The sequence below is a fragment of the Chitinophagales bacterium genome (assembly GCA_040877935.1).
In the GTDB taxonomy this organism is placed as follows: Bacteria; Bacteroidota; Bacteroidia; order Chitinophagales; family CAIOSU01; genus JBBDNB01.
The window spans coordinates 102,280-127,802 of record JBBDNB010000057.1 but is presented as its reverse complement, the minus strand read 5'-3'; the positions used below and the strand labels follow the sequence as shown (position 1 = coordinate 127,802).

Sequence of the window (25,523 nt, the reverse complement as noted above, 5' to 3'; positions counted from 1 at the left end):
CCCCTACACTTTTTTTTTAGGACAAGACAAGACAAAGACATCTCGCAGTAGCCACAAGGCATGCCTTGTGGCTACTGCGAGATTGTGCTACTGCGTGGTTGTGGTTGACAATTCTTTTGATTTTACCTCTTTGGTTCTGGCTTGTCCAGGTTAGGAGCAAGCATTTTAAAACAAAACTGATTATCAGCAAATCTTTGCGTACTTTTGCACCCTGAATGAACTTTATCAGAAGTTGACTGCTTATGATGGTTTATTCATAAATATTCTATTCAATAAATAGCAGTTTAACAAAGCAGCACATCTTAAGTGTCAAGTCTCGGTAAAATGTACAGATACCAAAGGTAAAAACCCGTCAGGTTTTAGAAGCCCCAATAAATTGCATAAAAATCAACCAATGACATCATTCAAATCGCTTGGATTAAAACCCGAAATAGTTCAAGCCGTAGAAGCCCTCGGATTCGAAAAACCTTCTGAAATCCAGGAAAAAGCCATTCCTCCCCTTCTTGAAAAACCACAAGACCTCGTAGGACTGGCACAAACCGGCACCGGAAAAACAGCAGCTTTCGGCCTGCCACTGGCGCATTTGCTGGATTTTAGCAAAAAACAAGTACAGGCAGTTATAATTTGCCCCACACGCGAACTTTGCAATCAGATACACGCTGATTTTAAGGATTTTCTGAAATTCATTCCCAAAGCCAAAACAGTAGCCATTTATGGCGGAGCCAGTTTTGGGGGACAATTGAAAGAACTCGATCAGAAACCACAGATCATTGTGGCCACCCCTGGTCGCCTGATGGATATGATGAGGCGCAAAAAAATAGACCTGAGCAAAGTGCAATACTGTGTGCTTGACGAAGCCGATGAAATGCTCAATATGGGCTTTAAGGAAGATATTGACAGTATTTTGGCTGATACCAATGCCGACAAAAAAGTGTGGTTGTTTTCTGCCACCATGCCACCTGAAATCGCCCGTATCAGTAAGACTTATATGCACAATCCGGTGGAAGTAACTGCCGGAACAAAAAACTCAAGTGCGGAAAACCTGGAACACCATTACTTTATAGTAGATGGTCGCCAGCGCTTTGCCGTTTTAAAAAGAACACTGGATTTCTGGCCCGATATGTACGGCCTGGTTTTTTGCCAGACCCGCAGGCAGGTCATTGAAGTGGCCGAAAAGTTGGCCAAATCGGGCTATCCGGTAGATGCCCTGCACGGTGAACTTTCGCAGCCGCAAAGAGATGCCGTGATGAAAAAATTCAGGGAAAAATCCATTAGCGTGCTCGTAGCAACCGATGTAGCAGCACGAGGTATTGATGTGGATGATATCACACATGTGATCCACTTCAATTTACCCAATGAAATTGAAAACTATACCCACAGAAGTGGAAGAACAGCACGTGCCGGTAAATCGGGGATTTCCATTGCATTGATCACCCCGGCAGAACAAAGAAAAATCAAAGATATTGAGCGGAAAATCGGCAAGAAAATGGAACATTCACAAGTTCCTGCCGGTGATGAAGTGGTGAAAAACCAATTGGCCGGTTATCTCAAGGAATTGATTGAAGCACCTGTTGACAATAAATCTTTTACAGAATGGAGGGCTATGGCTGAAAAAGAATTGGCAGCTATTTCCAAAGAAGAACTGATCGAAAAAATCCTGGCACTTAAGCTGAAAGATATCGTAACAGAACACAGCAATGCACCCGACCTCAACCGAAAGGCAGGTAGAGGTAGTAGAGATGGCGGATCATCTTATGGCAGCGATCGCGATAAATTCGCCACTCTTTTTATCAACCTCGGTGAAATGGATAAATTAGACAAAGGAGGTATGCTGCGCTTTATTTGCGAGAATTCAAATGCAGAAGGATCTGCTGTTGGTAAAATTGATGTGAAACGCGAATTCAGTTTCGTGGATGTGCAAAAAGAATTGGCCGATGATATTATTGGACAATTGCGCGGAGCAAAAATGAAAAACCGTCCTGTAAAAGTTGAAGTGGCTGAAAGAAGTCAGTCAAGAGGAGGAGGAAACAGAAATAGTGGAGGAGGCAGAAATAAGAGGAAGGGTTTTAAAAAGAAATCATTCAATAAATCTGAAGGTTTTGAGCGCAAAAGAAAGCGGAAATACACTAAATAATGTTATATTAATTAATGGATGAAAGAAGTTTGAGTAAACGAAAGTGCAACTCCTTGGAAAATCGTTACTGTTTATAAAACTTCTAAAATAAATAAGTACCATGCAAATTAAATATAACAAGGAAAACGACATTGTTTATATTCAACTCAGTGAAGCACCCATTGCCGAAAGTGACGAAGACAAAAAAGGCGTCATTATAGATTATGCTGATGACGGAAGTATTGTAGGAATTGAAATTTTAAATGCTTCAAAAAATTTAAATGATCCTTCGGATATAAAGTATGTAGCCGCCTGATTGTAAAGTTATTCATGGTTGCTAAATAGTTTCTTTATTCTGTAAATATTTAAAACACAATAAAATATTAACAGAAAGTCATTAAGAAATTACCTTTTTGAAAAACTTCCCATGCCTTCATTACTTTGGAAATTTTAAGTTCAGCCGATATATCAAAAAGTATAATTCAAATTAACATTTGGTCAAATTAATTTTGTAGCCCTAAACGATTATCACATATTTGTCAGAAACAAAATGCTGTTATACCCATTATACACAGTGAAAATCGCAAGGAGGCTATATGGAAAATAAAGATTACAGCAAAGGAAACCTACTGGTTGCAGAGCCTTTTTTACAGGATCCCAATTTCAAGCGCAGCGTGACATTGATCTGTGAACACAGTCCAGAGGAAGGCAGTGCCGGACTGGTATTGGGAAAAAAAATGAACATGACCCTGGGAGATGCCATTCCCGATCTGAAAAAACATAAATACCCACTTTACCTCGGTGGCCCTGTTGCCAATGACACTTTGCATTTTCTGCACAATTTTGGCGAAGAGCTGGATGGCAGCAATGAAGTGTGTGAAGGACTGTGGTGGGGCGGCAATTTCGAGCGCTTGAAAATCATGATCGATCTTGGTGCTGTATCCCCTGATGATATCCGTTTTTTCATTGGTTATAGTGGATGGGCGCCCGGGCAACTGGAAATGGAAATGCAGGAAGAATCCTGGTTTACCCACCCTGCTCGTGCCGAACATATTTTCAAAAAACAATCTACAGACTCACTCTGGGAACAAATATTGCTTGAAAAGGGCGGGCAATACAAGCAGATGATCAATTACCCGGAAGACCCGCAGTTGAATTGATTGTTTGCTTAATTTATTTGAATATTTATCAGAACTTTAGCTATAATTATGTATCAATACTGCTATCTTAAAGGTTATATTTAAAACCACCTAAATTCACTTTCAAGATGAACGGCATACTTGAACAAATAAAAAAAACACTTGCTGCCCATCTGCCCGATTTGCAGAAGCGCTATCCCATAGAGCGGCTGGCACTTTTCGGTTCACTTACGCGGGATGATTTTGAAGAAGGGAAAAGCGATGTTGATATTCTAGTGGAATTAAACGGGGATATGGATTGGAATTACTTTGATCTCGTGTGGGAATTGAATAAGCTGTTTCCCGAACTTAAGGTGGATGTAGTAAGCCAAAACGCCATACAACCGCATTATTGGGAATATATTGAGGAGGATCTGCAATATGTCTAAGCGAAGTGAAAAACAACTGGAACAACTGAAAGAAGAATTATAAGCAAATGATCAATTACCCGGAAGACCCGCAGTTGAATTGATTGTTTGCTTAATTTATTTGAATATTTATCAGAAGTTGAGCGGTGAGAATGTTTGCGATAATTGATATCTTGAAGGTTACAATTAAAACTACCTAAATTCACGATCAAGATGAGCGGCATACTGGAACAAATAAAAAATACACTTGCAGCCCATCTACCCGACTTGAAAAAACGCTACCCCATTGGGCGGCTGACTTTATTTGGCTCAGTTACCCGAAAAGATTTTGACCCTGATAGAAGCGATATAGATATTCTGGTAGAGTTCAATGGCGATATCGGCTGGGAATTTTTTGATCTTCATGAGGAACTGGAAAAAATATTAAACAGAAAAGTGGATTTGGTATCAAAGCGTGCTTTAAAACCCCATTATTTGGAGCATATCAAAAAGGATTTGGTTGATGTCTTATAGCTCCAAAATATTGATCATTGATATGCTGGATGCAATAGGTGCTATCCTGGATTTCAGTTCTTAGTTGGAATATTTTTAGCTTTAAAATATGTTATTATGCCGGCATTTTGGTTTTGGAGTGGTGTACCAGCCTTATGGTTTTTTTGTAATTTCAAGTTTGAATAAACATGCAGGAGAACCAACATATAGAATATAAATTGAACTGGAGGGATGAGTACCTTAAAACACTCTGTGGCTTCGCCAATGCAGAAGGCGGGGAGTTATTGATAGGTGTGGACGATAATGGGGTTTCTACTGGCATAATCGACAGCAGGAAATTGCTGGAAGCCTTGCCCAATAAAATTTTGCAAAAATTGGGCATTCACGCTCTTGTACATCAAATTGAAAAAGATGGGGAAAACATTTTAAGCATTATCGTTGACAGGTATGATGTTCCAATTTCCTTTAATGGCAAATACTACATCCGCACAGGAAGTACTACTCAAGAATTGAAAGACAAAGAGCTTACCCGTTTTTTGCTGAAAAAAAGCAAAATGTCCTGGGAAGGAATTACCGAGGACAAGGCCAATTTAGACGATATAAGTGAAGATACCCTTGCAAAATTTAAAAAGCTGGCGAAAAAGCGTGTGCCGGGCATTGAAAATGAGGACACGCACTCCGTGCTGAAAAAGTTACATCTGATTGATACGGAAGGTCATTTAAAACGGGCTGCCATCCTTCTTTTCGGCAATGATCCTTTGAAATATTACCACAGTGCCTACTTCAAAATAGGCAAATTTATGAGCGATACCGATTTGGTTACGGATGACGTAATTGAAGGAAACTTATTTGACCAACTGGATTTGATACTTGAAGTACTGCGGGTAAAATACCTGAGATTAATGGTTAAGGGATATAAAGACTGGAAAAGGATTGAAGAATATGAGTATCCCGAAGACGCCATGCGCGAGGCGGTCATCAATGCCCTAATCCACAAGGATTACACGGGCAGCCATACACAGATGAAGATTTACCCAGACAAGATTATGCTCTGGAATCCCGGCACACTCCTTGAAGGTATCACTATCAAGCAGCTAAGGGCATCGCACCAGTCTGTGTTGCGAAATGAATTGATCTGCAATGCGTTTTATAAGGCGAGTTTGATTGAAAGCTGGGGAAGGGGTACGGTTCAGATTACTGAGAATTGTCTGGAAGCGGGATTGCCCGAACCGGAATTTCGAGAAGCGTTTGGTGGATTTGAAGTGATTTTTTATCAGGACAAATACACAGAGAAGTACCTGAAAGATTTGGGATTAAATGAAAGGCAGGTTAAGGCGGTTAATCACATAAAAAACATTGGAAAAATTACCAATAAAACATACCAGGAAATCAATTCAGTATCCAATAAAACGGCCTACATGGAATTAGCTGAAATTGTTGATCTACAAATTCTAAAAGTCCAGGGAAAAGGGAGGTCTATTTCCTATACCCTTAAATTGTAGCAAAGTAATGGTTAAGTAATGATTGCGTAATGAAAGTAACGATAAAGAAATGTTTGACCTAACACAACAGAAACAAAAGGAGCTGGCTCTTTCTATGAAATTTGAATTGCGCCAAAATCGGATTTATATGGTGGGCAGGTTTTGTTCAAACTTTTAGGTATAACCGAGTGTGTGGAAATGATCAACTACCCGGGAAACCCACAGTTGAATTGAGCATTTGCTTGTTTTTCTGTTTGATTATTTCAAAACAATAAACTTAAGATTTAATGTTATTGTTTTCGATAAAATAATTTACCTTAACCAAAATAGACTTAGAAAAAGCTTGAAAAATGAATGATCTATTAAAACGCATTACAATAGTACCAGACCTTTGCAACGGTAAACCAAGCATCAGAGGCATGAGAATTACCGTTGAAACTGTTTTGCAATATCTTTCAGCCGGTGTTAGCCCTGAGGATATTTTAAAAGCATATCCATTTCTTGAAAAAGAAGACATACAAGCATGTATAGCTTTTGCCTTAAAGGGTTTATTACTTCAGAAAAATGAAATTCAACTGGTAGCTTAAATGAAAGAAATGCAGTTTTTGGTAGATGTAAATCTGCCAAAATTTTTCAGCTTTTTTAATTCCCCCAATTTTTCCGTTTGTTCAAGATATTAATCTACAATTGATTAAATAATGAATCCAATTTCAATAGCCATACATGGTGGTGCTGGGAATATTTCCAAAAACCAGCTCAGTGAAAGCCGGGAAAAAGCAGCTACTGAACTGCTTCGGAAAACGCTCTCCTCAACCTACCAAATGCTGCGCAAAAATGCCACTGCCATAGAAGTGGTTGAACATGCGGTAATGTTGCTGGAAGACGATCCGCTTTTCAATGCGGGAAAAGGATCGGTATTCAACCACCTGGGAAAGCAGGAAATGGATGCCGCCATAATGGACGGCAGAAACCTGGAAGCTGGCGCGGTGGCAAACGTGAAAAATGTGAAAAACCCCATTGCGCTGGCAAGGCTGGTAATGGACAAATCAGAGCATGTGCTGCTGGCCGGAGCTGGTGCCGAGGATTTTGCCCGCCTGGTGAATTGCCCATTTGAAGCCGACAGTTACTTCTTTGACCAATTGCGCTATGACCAATTGCAAAACATAAAAGACAGCGACAAAAGCGCTTTGGACCACTCCGTAAATACCGATGAAAAGTACGGCACAGTTGGAGCTGTGGCCTTTGATGCTTATGGCAACCTGGCTGCTGCCACTTCCACCGGAGGCATGACCAACAAAAAATACGGCAGGATTGGCGATTCTCCCTTGATTGGAGCCGGTACTTATGCCAACAACAAAACATGTGCGGTTTCCTGCACCGGAAGCGGGGAATATTTTATCCGCAGCATGGCCGCAATAAGACTTTCCTGCCTGATGGAATACAAAGGGCTGGACCTGCAAGCTGCTTCGAAAGAAGTAATTGAAAAAACTATTGCGGGTTTAGGCGGCAGTGGCGGCTTAATTGCAGTTGACACAAAAGGCAATATTGCAATGCCTTTCAATACTACGGCCATGTACAGGGGGGCTGTGGATGGCTTTGGTGGAGAAGTGGTGGGGGTGTTTTGAAAAAATTATTCCCGCATACAAGTATTTGTTACTTGCGTGAGTTTGATTTTAAAGAGTTATAATTCATAATACGTTTATCACATTATTCACTTTACGTATTATCCCGAAAAAATATAAATACTCGCTATTTGATCTGCATCAATCCTGACAGAGACTTTTTGGAGCCATGCCAGGGTTAAGATGACACCCTTTCAACCAAAGGAAACTGAATCCTTACACTTGTACCACCCGAACTGCTTTCAATGGAAAAATCAGTGGAGCGTTTGTAATACTGCTTGTAAGCTTCCAACCTCTCTTTCAGGCCTTTCATAGACCAGGACTGGTGGTTGTCTTTGCCGTGGCTTCCAATACTGCGGCCATGTACAGGAGCGCTATTGGAAGTGGTATGGATAGTGTTGTGGGAGTGTTTTGAGTATTTTATAATTAATATTATATAGTTTTTTTGTGTGTACATTTAAGCAAATCACAACTGATGTATTGTTGAATTTTTTAGAGCTATAGTGTCCTAAGCCATTTCTGGAATAAAACATCATGAATGCGATATTGCCCATCTTCCTTGAACACGATTTCTTTATCAAGTAAACTTTTTATTGCTGACTGAACTGAACTTGCCACACCCAGGCTATATTTCATGATAAAGGATTTTCCGGTAATATTTTCAGCAGGCTCCTCTCTTGCGATTGCTTTCAATAATTGCACCTGTGCATGAGACAAGAGATTAAGCCATTCGGTATATGCCCGTTTTTGCTCCTGCATAAGCTCTTTGGTAATATTAATAAAATCTTCATTTTCAGGTTTATCATGCCGGAAAAACAACCTGTTGCAAATAACTTGAATACTATACGTCTCTCCATTGCACCAGCTGTAGATTTCACTTGCCAGTGTCTCAGAAATAGATTTACCATGTTCACTGAACTTTTTTAATATAAATTTCACATATACAGACTCGTCAATTGTTTTGATATCCAACAATTGTGTGCTTTTATAAAAAGGGCGTTGATAGGAGCTAAACATAGATTGTATTATCCCTTTGTGGCTCCCACAGAATGCAAAATGAAGCGAGGGAAATTTTTGAGTAAGGCCACGAAGTTCTGCCTCAGTATTGCTTTCCCTGAAATGATTTATTTGCTGAAATTCATCAAATACAAGCAATACAGGCTGATCCTGCTCTTCCAAAAATGAAGCTACCGCCTGTAAAGAATGTAGTTTGTTATCAGGTCTGTCAGTGTTATACCCTAATGAAAACTCAGGCATTCCTGAGTGAGGGTCAAAGCCCATTTTGATGCCAAGGCTTGCTATCAGCTTCTGAAAACCAAGCCTTATTCCTTTCCGGCCAGCACCGAATTTTTCATACACAACATCTACTGCTTTTAATGTCATTTCCTGCTGTGATCTACAGGCAGAAATATCAATCATGACTGTTTGTACCTGGTGTTTCTTTTCAAGTATATCTGCGAGTGCGTAAAGCAAAACTGTTTTTCCCAGTCTCCTCCACCCAAAAAGCGTGAAATTCCTGTTGTTTAAAACATGTTCGCGCAAAAGTTTTAATTCGCTTTCCCTGTTGCAGAAATATTTTTTTCCTTTAAACCCATGTAAAACAAAAGGGTTTGTTAATTTTTTTATCATAATACGTATATTACATTATTCAATTACCGTAATGCAATTTACGTATTATGTTTCGGAAAAGAAAAACAGCGGTATTTTTATACGAATAAGCATAGTTTTATCTTAATGCGTAAACCACATAATCTAGTTTGCGTATTGTACAAAAAAATGGAGCCCTAAGCTCGGAGCCCTGCCTCAACCCTGTCAGGGTTAAAATCACAGCCTCTCAACCAACGGAAACTGAATCCTTACACTTGTACCACCCGAACTGCTTTCAATGGAAAAATCTGTTGAGCAAACTTTCAAGTTTGACTGAATTCAATATATTGAGAAAAGCCGGAAAAGGAAAAAAAACCACCTATAGCTTATGATGTGGCGGGAATAGCGGGAAATAGATAATGCAAAAGGAGCTGGCTCTTTCTATGAAATTTGAATTACGCCATAATTGCGCCAATTGCGCCAAAATCGGATTTGTATGGTGGGCAGGTTTTGCGCAAGCTTTTAGGCATGACCGAGTGTACACTTATCAATAATTGAAACACTCCCTCACCTTTTTATTATTTCTGAAGCTCAATAGGTGGATCAATCCATAAATCTGTATCAGGTGATGAATCTTTATATATTCTGGCTTTACTTGCCATTTCTTCCATCTTATATTTTATTTCAGGTGGAATTGCTTCTCCTTTTGTAGGTACATAGCCGACTTTTATGTCAGCGTGGAAATCATGATGTTTGGGTGTATAAATTACATCAGCCTCCAAATCTCTTATCTCAGATGCAAAAAGTACTCCTAAACCATAATATGAAGCTTTTCTATTCGGGTCTTGGATTGATTTACCATGTTTTTTACAAAAATTTTCATCACAATAATCAAGCCTGATAACTGACACTTCATCCTCTCCTGCTTTAGTCCTAAAAGCCTGCCACTTAAGTATTTCGTCACTCTTTCTAAACTGAGTTGGGAATAACAAAACCCTAACAATTTTCTCAATATCAGCTATGTGATTAGGAATTTCAGATTTAGTAGCTGACTTGGAGCTGTTTTTATAAGGTCTTAACGAATTCGTTAATTTTTTCAGCTTCTTTTTTATCCAAGATATCACCTTTTACAAAAATTGGTTTTTGAGAATTATATTTTACATAATAAGAATAATTATTGTTTCCAATTTCCAATGACACTCTCTCTCCAGAACTATTCTCCCAAAATACTGAAACTGTACCATTTGAATTTGGCAAGACACCTTCTATATCACTTATTGTTTTGTCTGCTAGAAGGTTTATGAAGTTTATGGCATTTGCAGCACTTTCTACTTCTAATGGATAAGCACTAAAACCGTCCCAGTTCATTTTTAAGGATTCGAAAGATACAATCTCTTTTATAAGTTCCTCCTTAACTGATTTTTTTTTGTAAAAATGATTGTTTAATTCTAATTCGTATTCCGAAAAAGGGGTATCTACTAAGTTTTGATAATTTTCAAGTGTGATATTTTCATTTTTATCCTGTTGAAATAAAACCTCTTTTGCTGCTTGAGCATCACTTATACAAGTTAATGCTAAAGCTGTGCCTACTATCAGAATTTTAGTAGAAGATTTGGAAACTTGAGATTGCAAACTAGGTGAATAAGTAACATCACGATCATGCCAAACATTATCACAATACATAGCAAGTCCTTCTGGGTCAAAATTTTTATTATCTGATATTATCTTAAAGGTCAACATAATCAATGTTTTAGTTCTTCAATTGCATTTTTACTTATTGCCCAATTAAAAATATTGAATATTTCTGTATTCATTTTAGTAGCTAAATCCATAAAATCTTTATGTTCAATATCGCTAACTTTAAATCTATCGATATCAACTAAGACATGTCCAATCTTTTCATTTGTGGCTGGTAACACTAAACCATATCTTAATTTCAGTCGATTATTGTCTTTAACGTAATCGATAGTGTGAATGTTTTGTTGAATTAAATGAGTATTGGGGAAGTAAGAAGCATTATTTATTAAATCGGGGTTCAATAATATTTCCATAACTTCCATTGGCGACAAGTCAGTCTTTTCTGGAATTTGAAATTCAATAATATTTATTTTTCGGATCGCCACTCGAGTAAATTTATTAATACCACACAATTCTAAAGATTTTAATATCTCGTGCAGTTCATTTTTTATATTTTCAAAATTTTTATATTCTTGACCCGATATAGTATATGTAGTTGTATCTTTTGAAAATCTTAAAACCTTATGCCCATTTTGAGAGCGCAGTTCAAAACCGGAATCGGTTTCAGTGAGAGGTTGTAAGATAGGGGTTTGATCAGATTTGAAAGCAATTTCAAATCCTTTTTGTACGCTATTTTTTATTCTAGGTAATAATTCGCTAAACTGATCTGTTAAAGTATCTTTGTTTTTTATAATTGAATCTGTAGTTTCATACTTAATTTGGAAAACAACAGATTTCAGGTAATTACTACTGTAATGATTAATCTCACTTCTATCAACATTCGGGAATCCAAACATATGTAATGGTTGATTAAATTAAAAGTGAAAAGTTACTATAATCACACTTTAAAAACCGGATATGCTGCATTTTATTTTCTGTTTTTAAAAAAGTATTAACTCTTTGCTTATGCTAAGGTAAAATATTTTACTTAAACCCAAATTTAATAGTTGTTAATCATCACAAATGAAAGCAAGTTCAATAACAGATATGAGATTATTACATGAATATTTTTGGTGTAGATTGTTATTCAAAAACAAAGAAACTTTGCTTTTTTTGTCAGAAAATAAAGAGATGTTCTAAGCTTCTTTTTTCAGAAAACTCCAGAAAACTATGCCTTTTTAATCTTCGCACCTGATGTACGGACAACTATTATTTAATACCATAGTCACCGGCTTTCTGCTGGCTTTAGTAGCTGTTGGATTCAACTTGATATTCAACACTACCAAAGTATTTCATTTGGCGCATGGTGCTTTGTATGTGATTGGAGCTTATGCCTTGCTGCAATTTATGGAGATGTTCAATGTAAGCAACACAGTAACTGTAGTACTTGCTTTAACAGGAAGCCTGATTGTTATAGCATTAATTGCTGTGTTGATTGAGAAATTGATCTACCAACCTTTGTCCAAGAAGAAAGCCAGCCAGGCTATTTCTTTGATTAGTTCGGTGGGCATTTACATATTCCTTATCAATCTCATTGCCTTGCTTTATGGAAACGAAACCAAATTCGTTGATCCCCATCTAGGCAGCAGTTTTTCCTTGGTGGGACTAACCATTGTTCCGATCCAGTTGGTGCAGCTAATCGTTTCGGTGATTCTTATTGGAAGTATTCTCCTTTTCACCAAAACGAAATGGTTTTTAAAAGTTAGAGCCATGATCAGTGAGGAAACAGTTGCATCGGTTTTGGGAGTAAATACAAAAGCAATTCGGATTTGGACAATGGCTATCGGAAGTATTTTAGCAGGTATTGCTGCAATCCTGCATTTATTTGACACAGGGATGGATCCTCACCGCGGAATGACCATTACCTTAAGTGCAGCGGTGGCCGTGATAATTGGTGGTAAAGGTTCAGTAAAAGGAACCGTTCTAGCTTCACTATTAATAGCGTTTTTACAAACCGCTACGGAATGGTTTATTTCTGCTCAGTGGAAAGAAGGTATGACCTTCCTACTTTTGATTTTGGTAATTCTATGGCGAACAGAAGGTATTGTTTCATTTAAAATGCGGGTGGAGGAAAAATGAATTACCTTTTGCACATACTGATCATGGTTGAGATATACCTCATTCTTGCCCTGGCCATGAACTTGCTGGCTGGCTACTCAGGATTATTATCTTTAACACAGGCAGCCTTTTACGGCATAGGTGCTTATGCCGCAGCCTTATTGCTAACAAAATCAGGTGTTTCTTTTTCTATGGCATTATTAGGTGCAATAGTTTTCAATCTCGTTGCTTGTTTGCCAGTAGTTTGGTTTTCCATTAAGCTTAGGGATTTGTTTTTTGCCCTGGCTACCCTGGCATGGCAGATAATAGTTTTTGCCGTACTCTACAATTGGACAAGCATTACCAATGGTCCTTTTGGAATTACCGGCATCCCCAAACCAGAGCTATTCGGTTTTTCATTTAGTTCACTCCCTTCTTTTGCCATTTTGGGTGGTGTGGTTGCGCTATTGGTTTTGTTATTCTTCATTGGCTTGCACCGCACACCACTTTCGAGATTTTTCCAGGGAGTGCGTGATGATCAATTGGCTATGATGACTTTTGGGAAAAGCCCAGCTTACTATAAAACTGTCGCTATAATGCTGTCCAGTGGTTTTTCCGCTGTTGCAGGAGTGCTTTACGCCACTTATTTTAGTTATATTGATCCAACCTCTTTTACTTTGGATGAATCTATTCTTATCATTTCCATGGTATTGATTGGAGGTTTAGGAACCATCAAGGGGTCATTGGCTGGAGCTTTGTTTTATATTTTACTGCCAGAATTACTCCGCTTTTTAAATATCCCGGATGCCGTTGCTGCAAATCTGAGAATGATGATTTATGCCAGTATTTTGGTTTTGGTGGTGATGTATCGGCCATACGGTTTCTTTGGTAAATACAAGTTTGAATGATTTTACACGTAAAACATATCAGCAAGTCCTTTAACGGACTTACAGTACTGAAGGACATTTCATTTGAGCTTGAGTCTGGAAGTATTACAAGTCTTTTTGGAGGTAACGGCTCCGGTAAAACTACCCTGTTCCACATCATAGCCGGTTTCCTAAAGCCTGATACAGGAAAGGTTTTCTTTAACGACAAGGATTTGTATGGGAAATCAGCTATAGAAATTGATCAATTGGGAATTGGCAGGGTATGGCAAAGCCCACGTGTATTTAAAAACCTCAGCGTGGAAGACAACCTGCTGTTGGCTACCAAAAACCATCCGGGGGAGCGAATTCTGAATTATTTGTTCAAGCCAGCAACAATCTGGCAAGAGGAAAAGGAGCGAAAAGCCAAGGCAGAAAAGGTTTTGAAAGAAATAGGGCTTGCCGGAAAACTCCAGAAAACTGCCGGAGCATTATCTTTCGGGCAGCAAAAATTATTGTCCATTGGCATGTTGCTAATGAACGAAGCGGAGTTGCTCTTACTGGACGAACCTTTTGCAGGGGTAAACGGCAAAATGGTGGACAGCATTTCAGAGGTGCTACTCCGATTAAAGGAAAGCGGAAAAACCATTTTGCTTGTGGAGCACAACCGCAAAAAAGCAAGAGAAATCAGCGATGCGGTTTTTCAACTTATTAAAGGACATATTGAAGCAGAAGTATTGACAAGTGAGTGAGCAAGAAAACATATTAAAGGTGCAAGGACTGGCAGCCGGTTACCCGGAACTGACAGTACTTGAAAATGTAAACCTGGAATTGGCAAAGGGTGAGGTATTGGCGGTGATTGGGCAAAACGGCAGTGGGAAATCCACCCTGCTAAAAACGCTGTGTGGGTTGCTACCAAAAAAAGCAGGGGAAATAAAGTTTAAGGGAGAATCTTTCAGTAACATTGCTCCTCATCAGCTACCGAGTAAAGATATTTCCTACTTTGCCCAGGGCGGTTTGATTATGCCCGACCTTAGCGTACGCGAACACCTTGAACTGGCAGGCTCTTATAATGGTATTAAAATTACATCTCAACATTTTGACAAAACCTTTAATGAATTTCCTAAATTGCGAGGTATGCAAAAACAGCGTGCGGGAAATTTAAGCGGAGGCGAAAGACAAATGCTTTCCTTTGCCATTTTATTGATGCAGGACACTGGTACCTGGTTATTAGATGAACCCACTGCCGGATTGGCACCTGAGATGGTAGCTTTTACAACTGATTTTTTAAAAAAGGCCAATCTAGAACGAGGAATCACCATGCTATTGGTAGAGCACAATATGGATGTTGCCTTTCAATTGGCTTCTAATGTGGTTATTACCAAAAAAGGAACCTTAACTAAAAAATATTGCAGAGAAGAGTTTCATGAAGAAAAGTATTTTACTGAGCTTGAAAATCGAAAAGAATATACAAAAGAGGATTTCTTAAATAAATTTGTTTACAATTAAAATAATGACAATGAAAAACTTAAAAACATGTGTTGTAGGCCTGATGGTGATGATTACCCTGATTTTTTCAGGATGTCAGTCTTCAAAAACGGATACAGATAACCTGACAGTTGAAATAGCGTGTAACTTACCATTAACAGGAGAATTGGCTACATATGGAACATCTGTAAGAGATGGGAGTAACTTAGCCATTGATGATTTATCTGATTCCTTAAAAACAAACAAACTTGTACTGAATTTCGATTTTCAAGATAATGGAGGATTAGCTAAAAACGCAGTTAGCATATATCAAAAGCAAATTTTAAACGAACCTCACATTTATGAATCGGGAGTGTCTCCACAAACTATGGCAGTCATTGACTTAGTTAGCGAAACAAAAATTCCTCATTTTGTATGGGTTTATGCTCCATATATCAATGATAAATATCCCAATACATTTAGGGCTTGGCTTGATTTTAAAGAGGAAACAGAATACTACCTGAAATATGCCAAACACCGTCAGCCCAAAAAAGTGGCCATTGTATATGTGAATATTGAGGTATGTCAGACAGAATTTGACTCAATCGTTGCCCCAGGATTAAAATCTCAGGGTATTAATGATATAATGATTGAAAGATATGATATCACAACTTCAGATTTTAAGACTTTAGCTTCAAAAGTGAAAGACTATAACCCTGATTTGATTCTTTTAAATGGGTTTAAAGACCACATGATACAGCTAATAAAAGACTTCAGGACATATAATTTGATTAAGAATGGTAATACGATCTGTTCATACGATTTGCTTGACGCAGCACCAGAGCTAAGTAATGATTTGCTTGAAGGACTTAGATACACTGTTCCTTATTTTATAATGCACCAAGATGACCCGAAAATAAAAGAATGGAGAAAAAGATTTAAAGAAAAATTCAATCGTGAGCCGCTCTACACTGATGCCTATGCTTATGATAAAACTTTAGCAATATATTATGCGTCTAAAAATTTGGATAAGCCCTTTAATTACGATGAGATGACAAAAGCACTATTAAAATCCGAATTTGACGGGATTACAGGACCATTTAAGTTTGAACAAAATGGTGATTTATTGCTAAACCTCGAGATCGGATACTATGAAAACGGCATTTTAAAACCTCAATTCCCTTAAATCATGGATACAAGAATAGGCGGGCTTCTGAGGAAGGAAGAAAAGTTAAAGAAAGTAAACCTTTCCAAAGCAAGAACATTTGACGGTAGCGATGAGTCCATTTCTGCGGACAACTTTTACAACAATTCTGGATTATCCGCTATAAAGGAAACTATTATAGAGCAAATTGGAGAGGTCAAAATAGAATCTTTATTCTTTGAATATTCTACTTTATGCTCCACCCTTGATAGCAATACTCTGTCTGCTTTCCTATGTCTATGGCAAAAGAAAAGTGTTCTACCTCAAGATTCTCTTGCAGATAAATTAGAGGAGATAATTGCTAAACTTTTTAAAGCTAAACTATCCTTATACTATTTGCCTGAATTTTTTATCGCACCAGAAGAAGCAAGTGCCAATATCACTGTTTTGCCAAGTTTTAAAGATACAGAAGTGTTTAAACAAGATGTTGAGCATGAATTTAATGTCTACCTTGACCGTTATAATGAAGTAACGAATCAAAAAAGCAATTCCTTAAAGAAACCGCTAAAGTCAGTAGCAGACAAGCATACTTCAGTTCAAAATCTTTCACTATCTGGTGTCAGCTATGATTACATGGTTAAAAAGAGTCGTGAATTCAAAAACCAAAAGGTCCTTCCAAACCATCTCTTGCTTCACCATTTGTACGATCAGGAATTACTCTCAGATGAAGTTAAGGACAGTAAATGTACAACCCTAATTTCTATCCCGTTATTAGGTGCCCCAATGGGTGATTTTAATGAAGGGTATAACGGACAAGGTGCCCTGTTTATTTATTTGGTCACAAAAAACGAAATAGGTAGCAAAATATTAAAATCTCTCATCCCTGAATTATCTATTCTCAATAAAGATATCACATACAATTACTTATTTGAGGTAGGATATACTTATGCTGAGAGAGCCTACAAAAGTGCATTGCGGGCTGCTATTTCTCAAATAATGAACCGCCAAATGTCACACAATATCAATTCCCATGTGATGGCCAATCTTGTTAATCTATCCAGTTTTAACGATGAAGATATTCGTTCTTTTTTACGCTATTTGCAGTCACGCATCGAATTTATTGCGGACATTGTAACATCTGAACCGTTGGTTACCTTCTCCGCAAATTTAGTTTCGGATGTTTTAGATGGCTTTTTTGGAAAAATAGAAAATAAGGGTAATTGGCCATTGTACATAATAAAATATATAAGTGGATCTAATGAAGTAACTTATGGGACATGGGAAAACCAACAAAACATATCAATAGAGCATGAACTCCGGAATAGGGATATTCAAATTGCTCTACCCAATAACATTTTAGGGGCACAAGCTTTTTATGTCATTCTTGAGAACATAATTAGAAATTCAGTTAAACATGCAACAATCCCTGAAAAAGTAAGTAATGGCGAAAAGTATAAGGACTTAAAAATAACTATTTGTACGGATAACAATTTCAATCATCCAGATTATTATAAGGTTGTTATTAAAGACAATCTGGGAAGTGCAAATCAGGAACAGAGAGAGAAGAAAACCTATGGAGAAAACAAGGATTTAAGAATTGACACTTGGCTCAATTCAAAATTGGATAAAAAAGTATTGGATGAGAATGGTAAGTTAAGACAAAAGGATTGGGGCTTGCTGGAAATGAAAATCTGTGCGGCATATCTTCGTAAATATCCATTAGACCAAATCGATCAGAACCATTCGGATAATTATTTAACAGAAAATCCCGAAAAAAAACTGATTGACATTACCCTGGATGATGATAATAACTTGTGTTATGAATTTTATCTTCTGAAGCCTAAGCTTGCTTGTGTGATATTTGAGAAGGACATTCCATCGGATTTGTTCACAGAACAAGAACGACTGCAGAGTCTGGGTATTACTACTATCGAACTACAACAAATTGCTGATATTGACGCCTTGTTCATTTATGGTGAGTTAAAGCTAAATGATGGGAAGCGTCATGAGGTGAGTCATCCTTATTTGCTATTGGAAAAAGGGATCATTAATGGCAGGAAAGTAAGAAGCAACCAAAGCTACCTTGAGTTAGAAGCAGAAAAACTGACATCTCTACTTAAATATGATGATATAGAACAGGAGATTTTAAGGTTGTTGTTGGATGCATTAAATAACGAAGTGAAAGAGGTGAAATTCTTAGATGCAGATAAGGATGGAGAGAAGAATTTCCCGGATTGCGCAAATAGTGGGTTAGCAAACTCGATTATATTCCATTTGCACTTGGAAAGACTATTGAACAACTCAGAGTTGCATTTATCGGATTATCCTAAAAATTGTTTTTATTATGAACCCTATTCCAGCCAATCTCCAACTGCCAAAATTAAACAATTAATTGCCGATCAAGATAATAGTTCAATTAAGCATGAATTAAATCTTGCTGCATCATTAAGAGTCGGCATACTTGATGAACGGATACAGGCGGATGCTTCCAAAGACGATAATCATGATCAAATAATTCTTGATGGCATGAATGTTCATATTCCAAACTCGCAGAATATAGACCTTAATGCGAATAGTTTTCATGTTTTAAGAAACGAAATATTGTTAGCAGATAAAATAAAGGACTGGATTGAAGACAAAAAAGTCCATATGGATTATATTCTCATTCATATGGGTATTATTGAAAAGATACAACAATCAACAGAGCCGGAAGACATTCAATCCTTTCTGGAGAATTATTCCAGCGATGGAGACAAAGGTCAGGCAGAGCTTATAGTAATATCCGGAAGGGGCAAACCATCAAACCTCCCTGACCGTATTTTCTACTTACCATTCTCATTAGTGAATCAATATGTGATTACGTACAGGAGCAAACTTTATATTTATAAACTTTTAAAAGCAGCAAGAAGGTACAATGGCTAAATACATCATTTTTACAAATAACAATGTAGGATGCTTTCCTGACAAAAACCCTTTTCAAATTATGGGTATTCCAAATTTTGGTAGCAGCACGGGTATTGCAGTTGCAGGTAAGAGCGGTGGTAAACTGATAACCAAATCTGTATTTACAACTGATAACTATGACTTTCTTTTTTTAAGTGATTTAGCTGTAAATGAGGATTATATTCCTCTGATAAAATCCTTTGCAGGTAATGATCAAGAAGCATTTGTACTTCTTCATAGTGGGGTTAATGAAGATACCGATATCACAAGAAAAAATCAACAGAAGAAGGCATTAAAGAAAGCATTAGGAGAGAACTTTGAATGGTTCATAGAACAATCTCACGGCAGCAATAGCATCTATAGGAATGAACTAATCGAATTAGCTGAAATTATTTCTTCGAAGCCATTGGATGAAAATAAGTACAATGATGTACTTAAAAATCTTAAATTATATTGGCCTAATCCCCATCTCGAATCCCTCATCCATCTTCACAAAACCCTATCCATTATCAAATTAAAAAAAAATGAAAATCCAGATTTCAATGATCTGAAAGCAAAGGATGAATACAAACTGGCCTTTTTGTCATGGGAAAAAGATAAAAATGGCAATGACCATGAAGTAGATGCACTCCTTGAATGGACATCAGAACAAATTCCCATATATTCAATAAAATAATGAAACTCATCTTTACATACGACACTGATGAACTAAAAGGTTTCGGTAAAATTGTCACAACCGCTGGGGAAGATGTTTCGGAAAGTCATGTGTTGACTGATAATGAACACCTATACGATGTGGCAGTAAAAATAAAGAAAGAGATTGTAGATCAAGATGATGCCATCATATTCATCCCGCAATTTCTGGACTGTGAAGATGAAGAATTCAAATGGTTGCAGAACAATGCCGGTATTGCATTAATCAAGTTCCTCCGTATGCTGGAAGTGCGGCAGCATATCGTATTGATCACGCCATACGCAAAGCTGCAACTCATTGAAGAAAACCCCGGCAATCTCATCGTTTCCTCTAAGGGTGTGTCTTTTATGTCCTATCTGCATGAAGTGAAGGATATATCATTGGAGAAACTTAAAGAGCTGGCAAAAAAGACCTTTGACGAAAAACAAGACCTAAAGCCATACCTCCTTGCAGAATTCCGCCTGCCGGAAGACGAACGGCACAATTGGGCGAATTGGTGGGGGGTAGTTCAGTTGGTGGATGTACACAGACATATCTTTCCACAGGAGATTAGTTTTAATTCCAGCCAACCTTACCCCGCAAAGATCAATGATCATTTAAAGCAGCTTAAAAGTAGGCAGGCGCTCTATTTATACAATCGGGTTAACATTGATAAGAGCTTGGCCCAACAGATTGTACGCTTTTATGAACGCCAACTAAAGGCGTGGGATTATCAAATTGACTCCTTATCAACTCGCATACAAGGATTCGGAAAAAAGGAACCTTCCTCAGCCGACTGGAAGGATTACATTAGTTATGTGAATAAAGTTATTGAAGACTATCCCACTTTTAATCAATGGGAACGGGAGAAATTGCCTTCCTTAAAGGAACTTTACAATGCCCGGTTTACCGCCCAGGAACAGATTGAAAATGGAAAAAAGATTTTAGCTGAACTTAAAGATAAATCCACAGAATTAGGGGAATATATTAGAAATTATAGTTTCCGTACTATTGAATCAACCAAAGACGATTTTAAGGATATAATCATAAAGCTACGGTCTATTTCGACTGAAAATGTGAAACCTCGTATTTTACACATTGATGACCAGGCACAACAGGGTTGGGCCGAAATTTTCCAGTTAATTATTTATGGTAAAAAGCAGGAGGAAAAAACTTTTTCTGTTTGGAGTAATATGGAGAATAAAAACGAGGAACTCTCAATGGATATCCTTGGGAAAATCAATGATTTTAAACCGGATTTGGTTTTGCTGGATTTACGCTTGAAAAACGAAGGAGGCGTACAAACCAAAGTGGAGGAACTTTCTGGTGCAAAAGTGTTACAAAGCATTAAGCAGGAATTCCCGGGTCTTCCTGTTATGATAACAACAGCTTCCAATAAAGTTTGGAGTTACCGCAGCCTTCAACGTTTAGGAGCTGATGCTTATTGGAGTAAAGAGGGCTTGGATATAGCCGGCAATCTCAACAATGAACAGCGTAATGATTTTAGTACCGGCAACTATCTTGATTTTATTGAGTGCATCCATAATCTCTGCGGACAGAAATATGGACTTCTGAAGAAATTTGGAGAATTTAAGAAAGGATTCGAGAAAAAAGTATTCTGGTGGGAGAGCGGTAGATGGACATATCCCCAACAAGATAAAATAGACAATATTAAAATAAACGGGAATAGAAAAAAAGAACAGCACAAAAAATTCCTGAAAAATTTAAGAGGTGGCGCACAAACAGGTACTAAAAGCAATATACAAAATATACTTAATGAAGTTTACTTCTTACTTTTCTCCTATCTCCAACATAGTATGATGGGAAATGGCTTCTATGAAGAAGAGGAAGAATGGTTCTATCCTTCATTGATAATCCAGCAATTGGGGAAATGCCTTGAAATTATTCACGGTTTTGAATCATTGGCAGCAATGAAAGTCAAACCCACAATAAAGGTTCTTTATGAAAGAGAAGATAAACTTGGAAAATCTTTATATAGAAAGAGAGGTGATGCTTCCCATATTAACAAAGCTAAAAACCTGCAATATGATAATGTCAAGGAGTTTATAAATAATATGGTCAAATATTTTGATAACCTACCCATCTACAATCAGAATCAAAAGATAAGGGAAGATGTCTAAACGAATCGAAATCAAACGCCTCTTCATCCTCGATGAGGAAACAAAATTCTTATTTCCAGACAAGGAAGGAGATGCGCTTATCTTATCTACTGATCAACTCTCAAAAATTGAAGAGCATAAAGCCACCTTGGAGGCCGTCATCATCCTTGCCGAACTGGACTGGGAAAGAAAGCATTTGCAGGATTTTTATGGCTATCAGGTAGCACAGCAAATTCTGAGTGCCGTTGAGCTGAAATCTTATTTCAACTTATTGTTTATTTCTACCCTGCTAAGAGAAACGCTGTATAAAATAATTAACAACAGGAACAGGGTATTTGCTAAAAGCTTTAGGCATGAAAAAATAGGTTCACATTTCAGTCTCAGTAAGATAAGCTTGCCTCCCGTAAGTAAACGGAAATTTGAGTACCTAAGAAAGTACTGCCTTACGGAATCGGGGATTTTGGACAAATTGGAACATGACATAAGACCGGGTAGAAAACTTTCAGATGACCAAATTGAAGACCTACTTCAACATATCCGAGCAAATGCTGATCTTTTAGATGGTAAAATGCTTGAAGTACTAAAGGACACCAATGTTTCCGATTTTCATCAAAAAAGGAGGGGACTTCATGAACAACTGATTTCAAGGATGCGGGAAGTAAGTGGGATTAAAGGACAAAGTAAAAATGGCAACTCTTACAAAGTTGAATCCTGGAAGCCTCGATTGCTGCTTTTGGAAGATGATACCGAGCAGCTTTTTAAAATGGAAGGCTTTTTAGAACCATATTTTGAGGTAGTAACGAAATCCAATGGTGCTGACGCTAAAGAATACTTAAAAAATAATGCAGAGCAAGTGAGTGTTGCTATGTGTGATATGGAACTTTTAGAAGCAAACAACTTAGATCAGGACGTGCAGGGAATTGATGTGCTTGAATATGTCAAAGATAACAATCCACATATTGTATTAAAAGTTGTAAGTCATTTACCGAAAAGAGCATTGAAAGTGTTGTTTGGGGATATGCTCAGGGTATCTGATTTGGTTTACAAATCCATGTTGCTTGAAGGCAACCCAGATTTTATTTCTGATTTGGTGACAGAAATTCAGCACGAAGTTGATTTAAGGCAAACATTTCAAAAACTTCGGGGGCCATCTAACACTTTGTGGGGTAATATTTCACGTCAAGGTGGTCGGGGCGGAAGATTAAAACAGTTCTATTATGGACTGAAAAATGATCCCGATAAGAAAAAGGAATTTGATCAGATGTGGAGTGAGATTGATGAAAAACTGAAAAATGTCATGGATAAAAAAGGCAGGATCAATTCTCATTTTCCTCAGGTCAATAAGCGAAATGAAATAGCAGAGATGCCTCTTCAGAAATCGTTGGCATATCTGAAGGAGTTGTTGATCAACCGTATGTTTTGGATCAGAAATCTATATGGTGGTGTTCAGGAGGAAACAGTAGCTTTTAGTGACTACAAAGGCTATTTTGAAAGCGGGTTCCTTCTGTTTTCAACTGACAAAAAAAGATTTAGTCAGTATGGTTCACTAATTGGTTTCTCAATCAGTAAAAGCTCTACAGGGAATGGCCACAAATTAAAATTCAATCAGTTTTTTGATGAGGAATTGATTCGAATAAAAGAAACAACTAAAAACCTGTCATTTGATTTAGCAAATAGCTTCCTTCTTGATACGATTTATGACCTCTTGGTTCTTATAAGCAAGGCTGGAGGACAAGCATTTGATAAAAGAAAATACCCTAAACCACAAGACTTTTGGGATGCAGACGTTCAAATGCCCTTTATTAACTCAGTATTACAACAATTGATCAAAGAAACGCCATCCAAAGATTTAAGAAGCCACCCTGAAAGTAGAGAGAAGGTGCTTGAGGAATTATCAATATTGAGGACTTTTGATGAATTCGACACTTATCCAAACGACATTAAAGAGCTAATATCGAAGTCCATTAGTAACATGGATAAATTTCCAGAAAACTGAGGAAAGCTTAAGCTTTACCAACTTGCCTCATCAAATCCCTTCAGATGAGCTATTCTTCAAAACATATTTTAAGAGAAAAGCCATCACCACTGAATAGAGAGGTTGATATTATTCGGTTTAACCGCATTGCCAGTGCACGGCATTTGGGGCTTAAACAGTTGTTGGATACAGCATTTACTGAAAAGAAATTTCCACACGGAAAAGTTAAGAAAACTTAATGTGATAGATATTCGCAAATGTAATCAAACCCTAAAGATATGATCCCTACAGAAATCTTCACCAAGACAATTGATTCCAATAAGGCAGAAAAAACAGGGCAGACTTCGACCTCAACTCGAATCCAGCAATCAAACAGAATAGATAGCCGTGATATAGTCAGGGCTAGAATAGAGTCACTGCTGGATTTCGCCTATCGGAAATCTTCTAGCACATCTTTACCTAATCTTCAAAATAATTAAACCATGTTGAAACTTGACAAATACCGCTTTGCGAAGAAAGATATTGATATGAGTCAGGCTCCTTATAGGAAGAATGGCACATTTCACTTTACTCCTGGCCTTGGAAAGATCATGGGGCATGAGAAATACAAAGCCATACGTAAGCTCAACAATGATATTAAGTCTTTGGAGGAAGAGCGTGATGGCATTTTTCAGGAGATGCTACATTACCGCACTTCCTACGAAAAGCTTGAAAAGGGACACCATGAAACAAGCAGCTCATTAGATAAGGAGCTAAAGCGAATTGAAGAAGAGCTGGAACTGAAGAAATCCGAACTGGAACAACACAAGGAACACATGGACAAAAGAGATGTGGTGCTTGTGGAAGAAGAGCCTCAGAAAGAAGTAGAAGAGGAAAAACCCTCAAAGCCAAAAAAGAAAAAATGGGTATTACCCTTTGCTATATTTTTAATGTATATCGTAATTGAAGCCTTTACCTACATCACTCAGATTGATAGTTTGAGAGACGTAAAGAGCTATGAAGAAATTGGTGCCAGGGTACTTGCTATGTTTGTTTTGATACTCCTATTCCATATCGTAGCACACATGGCCCGTAAAAGCAAGAAACTCATTTACAATATAGCAATGGGATTCTTCCTGCTCATGATTGGGATCATGATGTTTGCCCCCACCACCTTGCATTATATCTACCCTGAACAAACAGAAACTACAGATGCTTCCATGTGGTCAATAGACGAGGCCAATGCGCCAGCGGACAATATTGCCAATATATCGAACCCAGAATGGGTCGAATTATATCGCAAGATGGAATGGGCACCGGCTGGACTAGGTATCCTATTTTTTCTAATCATCTTTTTTATAGTACCAAATCCCTATTTCAGTAAGCCAGCGGAGGAAGATACAGTAGAAAAGGAAATGAATGATGAAGAATTCCCAGTTCAAGAAGATGACACCGCCTGGGCTCTGAATAAATGGAAGCAGTTAAAAAAGGAAGTACAGATCCTCCGTACAAAGAAGGAAAACATCGAAGCTGAAATTCAGAATCATAAAACAAATGCTGAGGATTTGATTCCCTTAAGCGACAAATTGGAATCCTTAAAGAAAAAGACAGAAGAAATAGACCAAAGTATCACTTCAAAGGAAATCGAACGTACGGAATTATTTACTGCCCTAAAGGACGAGTTCGATGAGTATAGGGCAGAATATGAGGATATCCTATCAGGTGATTCAGTAAAGCAGGCTATCCTCAAACCTGAATGGCCTGAGACAAAAGATATTATCAATCATTTCAAAATTTCATAATT

General features: G+C 37.7%; 24 protein-coding genes. 19 read left to right on the top strand and 5 right to left on the bottom strand.

Annotated elements, in window-relative coordinates:
* Window positions 1–394: 394 nt before the first annotated feature.
* The 8 genes from WD048_16010 to WD048_15975 all read left to right on the top strand — a co-directional run bounded on the left by WD048_16010 (window position 395) and on the right by WD048_15975 (window position 7,257).
* On the top strand, window positions 395–2,134 hold the full coding sequence (locus WD048_16010; protein ID MEX0813724.1) for a DEAD/DEAH box helicase: 1,740 nt from the start codon (window positions 395–397) through the stop codon (window positions 2,132–2,134).
* Between the two features lie 100 nt (window positions 2,135–2,234).
* Entirely contained in the window at window positions 2,235–2,429 is a 195-nt protein-coding gene (locus WD048_16005; protein ID MEX0813723.1) for a DUF2283 domain-containing protein, read from the top strand.
* A gap of 280 nt (window positions 2,430–2,709) precedes the next feature.
* The gene (locus tag WD048_16000; protein MEX0813722.1) at window positions 2,710–3,273 is read left to right on the top strand and encodes a YqgE/AlgH family protein; all 564 of its coding nucleotides are present in this window, start codon (window positions 2,710–2,712) and stop codon (window positions 3,271–3,273) included.
* Window positions 3,274–3,380: 107 nt separating this feature from the next.
* Entirely contained in the window at window positions 3,381–3,680 is a 300-nt protein-coding gene (locus WD048_15995) for a nucleotidyltransferase domain-containing protein (protein MEX0813721.1), read from the top strand.
* Window positions 3,681–3,872: 192 nt separating this feature from the next.
* Window positions 3,873–4,172 (top strand): nucleotidyltransferase family protein, encoded by a 300-nt coding sequence (locus WD048_15990; protein ID MEX0813720.1) that lies wholly within the window; start codon window positions 3,873–3,875, stop codon window positions 4,170–4,172.
* A 167-nt stretch (window positions 4,173–4,339) separates the two neighbouring features.
* Window positions 4,340–5,653, top strand: a complete 1,314-nt coding sequence (locus WD048_15985) for an ATP-binding protein (protein MEX0813719.1) — start codon at window positions 4,340–4,342, stop codon at window positions 5,651–5,653.
* 329 nt (window positions 5,654–5,982) lie between these two features.
* Window positions 5,983–6,219, top strand: coding sequence for a DUF433 domain-containing protein (locus WD048_15980; protein MEX0813718.1), 237 nt, complete (start codon window positions 5,983–5,985; stop codon window positions 6,217–6,219).
* 111 nt (window positions 6,220–6,330) lie between these two features.
* A complete protein-coding gene (locus WD048_15975; GenBank protein ID MEX0813717.1) occupies window positions 6,331–7,257 on the top strand; it encodes an isoaspartyl peptidase/L-asparaginase in 927 nt (308 codons plus the stop codon).
* Between the two features lie 175 nt (window positions 7,258–7,432).
* On the opposite strand, the gene WD048_15970 is transcribed toward WD048_15975, so the two are convergent.
* The 5 genes from WD048_15970 to WD048_15950 form a co-directional block, all read right to left on the bottom strand.
* On the bottom strand, window positions 7,433–7,711 hold the full coding sequence (locus tag WD048_15970; GenBank protein MEX0813716.1) for a hypothetical protein: 279 nt from the start codon (window positions 7,709–7,711) through the stop codon (window positions 7,433–7,435).
* A 41-nt stretch (window positions 7,712–7,752) separates the two neighbouring features.
* The gene (locus WD048_15965) at window positions 7,753–8,883 is read right to left on the bottom strand and encodes an ATP-binding protein (protein MEX0813715.1); all 1,131 of its coding nucleotides are present in this window, start codon (window positions 8,881–8,883) and stop codon (window positions 7,753–7,755) included.
* Between the two features lie 536 nt (window positions 8,884–9,419).
* Window positions 9,420–9,965 (bottom strand): hypothetical protein, encoded by a 546-nt coding sequence (locus WD048_15960; GenBank protein MEX0813714.1) that lies wholly within the window; start codon window positions 9,963–9,965, stop codon window positions 9,420–9,422.
* Complete coding sequence (locus WD048_15955) at window positions 9,907–10,581, bottom strand: hypothetical protein (GenBank protein MEX0813713.1); 675 nt, start codon at window positions 10,579–10,581, stop codon at window positions 9,907–9,909. The genes WD048_15960 and WD048_15955 overlap by 59 nt, the downstream gene beginning before the upstream one ends.
* A 2-nt stretch (window positions 10,582–10,583) precedes the next feature.
* Window positions 10,584–11,375 (bottom strand): TIGR04255 family protein, encoded by a 792-nt coding sequence (locus WD048_15950; GenBank protein MEX0813712.1) that lies wholly within the window; start codon window positions 11,373–11,375, stop codon window positions 10,584–10,586.
* 337 nt (window positions 11,376–11,712) lie between these two features.
* Here WD048_15950 and WD048_15945 point away from each other — a divergent pair, with 337 nt between their 5' ends.
* The 11 genes from WD048_15945 to WD048_15895 all read left to right on the top strand — a co-directional run bounded on the left by WD048_15945 (window position 11,713) and on the right by WD048_15895 (window position 25,521).
* Window positions 11,713–12,597 (top strand): branched-chain amino acid ABC transporter permease, encoded by an 885-nt coding sequence (locus tag WD048_15945; GenBank protein ID MEX0813711.1) that lies wholly within the window; start codon window positions 11,713–11,715, stop codon window positions 12,595–12,597.
* Complete coding sequence (locus WD048_15940) at window positions 12,594–13,463, top strand: branched-chain amino acid ABC transporter permease (GenBank protein MEX0813710.1); 870 nt, start codon at window positions 12,594–12,596, stop codon at window positions 13,461–13,463. The genes WD048_15945 and WD048_15940 overlap by 4 nt, the downstream gene beginning before the upstream one ends.
* The gene (locus WD048_15935; GenBank protein ID MEX0813709.1) at window positions 13,460–14,170 is read left to right on the top strand and encodes an ATP-binding cassette domain-containing protein; all 711 of its coding nucleotides are present in this window, start codon (window positions 13,460–13,462) and stop codon (window positions 14,168–14,170) included. The genes WD048_15940 and WD048_15935 overlap by 4 nt, the downstream gene beginning before the upstream one ends.
* Complete coding sequence (locus WD048_15930) at window positions 14,163–14,927, top strand: ATP-binding cassette domain-containing protein (protein ID MEX0813708.1); 765 nt, start codon at window positions 14,163–14,165, stop codon at window positions 14,925–14,927. Before WD048_15935 ends, WD048_15930 begins: the two co-directional genes overlap by 8 nt.
* Window positions 14,928–14,937: 10 nt before the next feature.
* Complete coding sequence (locus tag WD048_15925; protein MEX0813707.1) at window positions 14,938–16,071, top strand: ABC transporter substrate-binding protein; 1,134 nt, start codon at window positions 14,938–14,940, stop codon at window positions 16,069–16,071.
* 3 nt (window positions 16,072–16,074) lie between these two features.
* Window positions 16,075–18,951 carry a hypothetical protein gene (locus WD048_15920; GenBank protein MEX0813706.1) on the top strand — a complete coding sequence of 959 codons (2,877 nt, stop codon included), beginning with the start codon at window positions 16,075–16,077 and terminating at the stop codon, window positions 18,949–18,951.
* On the top strand, window positions 18,944–19,648 hold the full coding sequence (locus WD048_15915) for a hypothetical protein (GenBank protein ID MEX0813705.1): 705 nt from the start codon (window positions 18,944–18,946) through the stop codon (window positions 19,646–19,648). Before WD048_15920 ends, WD048_15915 begins: the two co-directional genes overlap by 8 nt.
* Window positions 19,648–21,786, top strand: coding sequence for a response regulator (locus WD048_15910; GenBank protein MEX0813704.1), 2,139 nt, complete (start codon window positions 19,648–19,650; stop codon window positions 21,784–21,786). The genes WD048_15915 and WD048_15910 overlap by 1 nt, the downstream gene beginning before the upstream one ends.
* A complete protein-coding gene (locus tag WD048_15905; GenBank protein MEX0813703.1) occupies window positions 21,779–23,761 on the top strand; it encodes a response regulator in 1,983 nt (660 codons plus the stop codon). The genes WD048_15910 and WD048_15905 overlap by 8 nt, the downstream gene beginning before the upstream one ends.
* 44 nt (window positions 23,762–23,805) lie before the next feature.
* Entirely contained in the window at window positions 23,806–23,979 is a 174-nt protein-coding gene (locus WD048_15900; GenBank protein ID MEX0813702.1) for a hypothetical protein, read from the top strand.
* Window positions 23,980–24,222: 243 nt separating this feature from the next.
* Complete coding sequence (locus tag WD048_15895) at window positions 24,223–25,521, top strand: hypothetical protein (GenBank protein MEX0813701.1); 1,299 nt, start codon at window positions 24,223–24,225, stop codon at window positions 25,519–25,521.
* Window positions 25,522–25,523 lie beyond the last annotated feature (2 nt).

Bases quoted from the DNA above. Each gene is read 5' to 3' on its own strand.
- WD048_16010 (MEX0813724.1), top strand. From the start codon at position 395: ATGACATCATTCAAATCGCTTGGATTAAAACCCGAAATAGTTCAAGCC.
- WD048_16005 (MEX0813723.1), top strand. From the start codon at position 2,235: ATGCAAATTAAATATAACAAGGAAAACGACATTGTTTATATTCAACTC.
- WD048_16000 (MEX0813722.1), top strand. From the start codon at position 2,710: ATGGAAAATAAAGATTACAGCAAAGGAAACCTACTGGTTGCAGAGCCT.
- WD048_15995 (MEX0813721.1), top strand. From the start codon at position 3,381: ATGAACGGCATACTTGAACAAATAAAAAAAACACTTGCTGCCCATCTG.
- WD048_15990 (MEX0813720.1), top strand. From the start codon at position 3,873: ATGAGCGGCATACTGGAACAAATAAAAAATACACTTGCAGCCCATCTA.
- WD048_15985 (MEX0813719.1), top strand. From the start codon at position 4,340: ATGCAGGAGAACCAACATATAGAATATAAATTGAACTGGAGGGATGAG.
- WD048_15980 (MEX0813718.1), top strand. From the start codon at position 5,983: ATGAATGATCTATTAAAACGCATTACAATAGTACCAGACCTTTGCAAC.
- WD048_15975 (MEX0813717.1), top strand. From the start codon at position 6,331: ATGAATCCAATTTCAATAGCCATACATGGTGGTGCTGGGAATATTTCC.
- WD048_15970 (MEX0813716.1), bottom strand. From the start codon at position 7,711: ATGTACACACAAAAAAACTATATAATATTAATTATAAAATACTCAAAA.
- WD048_15965 (MEX0813715.1), bottom strand. From the start codon at position 8,883: ATGATAAAAAAATTAACAAACCCTTTTGTTTTACATGGGTTTAAAGGA.
- WD048_15955 (MEX0813713.1), bottom strand. From the start codon at position 10,581: ATGTTGACCTTTAAGATAATATCAGATAATAAAAATTTTGACCCAGAA.
- WD048_15950 (MEX0813712.1), bottom strand. From the start codon at position 11,375: ATGTTTGGATTCCCGAATGTTGATAGAAGTGAGATTAATCATTACAGT.
- WD048_15945 (MEX0813711.1), top strand. From the start codon at position 11,713: ATGTACGGACAACTATTATTTAATACCATAGTCACCGGCTTTCTGCTG.
- WD048_15940 (MEX0813710.1), top strand. From the start codon at position 12,594: ATGAATTACCTTTTGCACATACTGATCATGGTTGAGATATACCTCATT.
- WD048_15935 (MEX0813709.1), top strand. From the start codon at position 13,460: ATGATTTTACACGTAAAACATATCAGCAAGTCCTTTAACGGACTTACA.
- WD048_15925 (MEX0813707.1), top strand. From the start codon at position 14,938: ATGAAAAACTTAAAAACATGTGTTGTAGGCCTGATGGTGATGATTACC.
- WD048_15920 (MEX0813706.1), top strand. From the start codon at position 16,075: ATGGATACAAGAATAGGCGGGCTTCTGAGGAAGGAAGAAAAGTTAAAG.
- WD048_15915 (MEX0813705.1), top strand. From the start codon at position 18,944: ATGGCTAAATACATCATTTTTACAAATAACAATGTAGGATGCTTTCCT.
- WD048_15910 (MEX0813704.1), top strand. From the start codon at position 19,648: ATGAAACTCATCTTTACATACGACACTGATGAACTAAAAGGTTTCGGT.
- WD048_15905 (MEX0813703.1), top strand. From the start codon at position 21,779: ATGTCTAAACGAATCGAAATCAAACGCCTCTTCATCCTCGATGAGGAA.
- WD048_15900 (MEX0813702.1), top strand. From the start codon at position 23,806: ATGAGCTATTCTTCAAAACATATTTTAAGAGAAAAGCCATCACCACTG.
- WD048_15895 (MEX0813701.1), top strand. From the start codon at position 24,223: ATGTTGAAACTTGACAAATACCGCTTTGCGAAGAAAGATATTGATATG.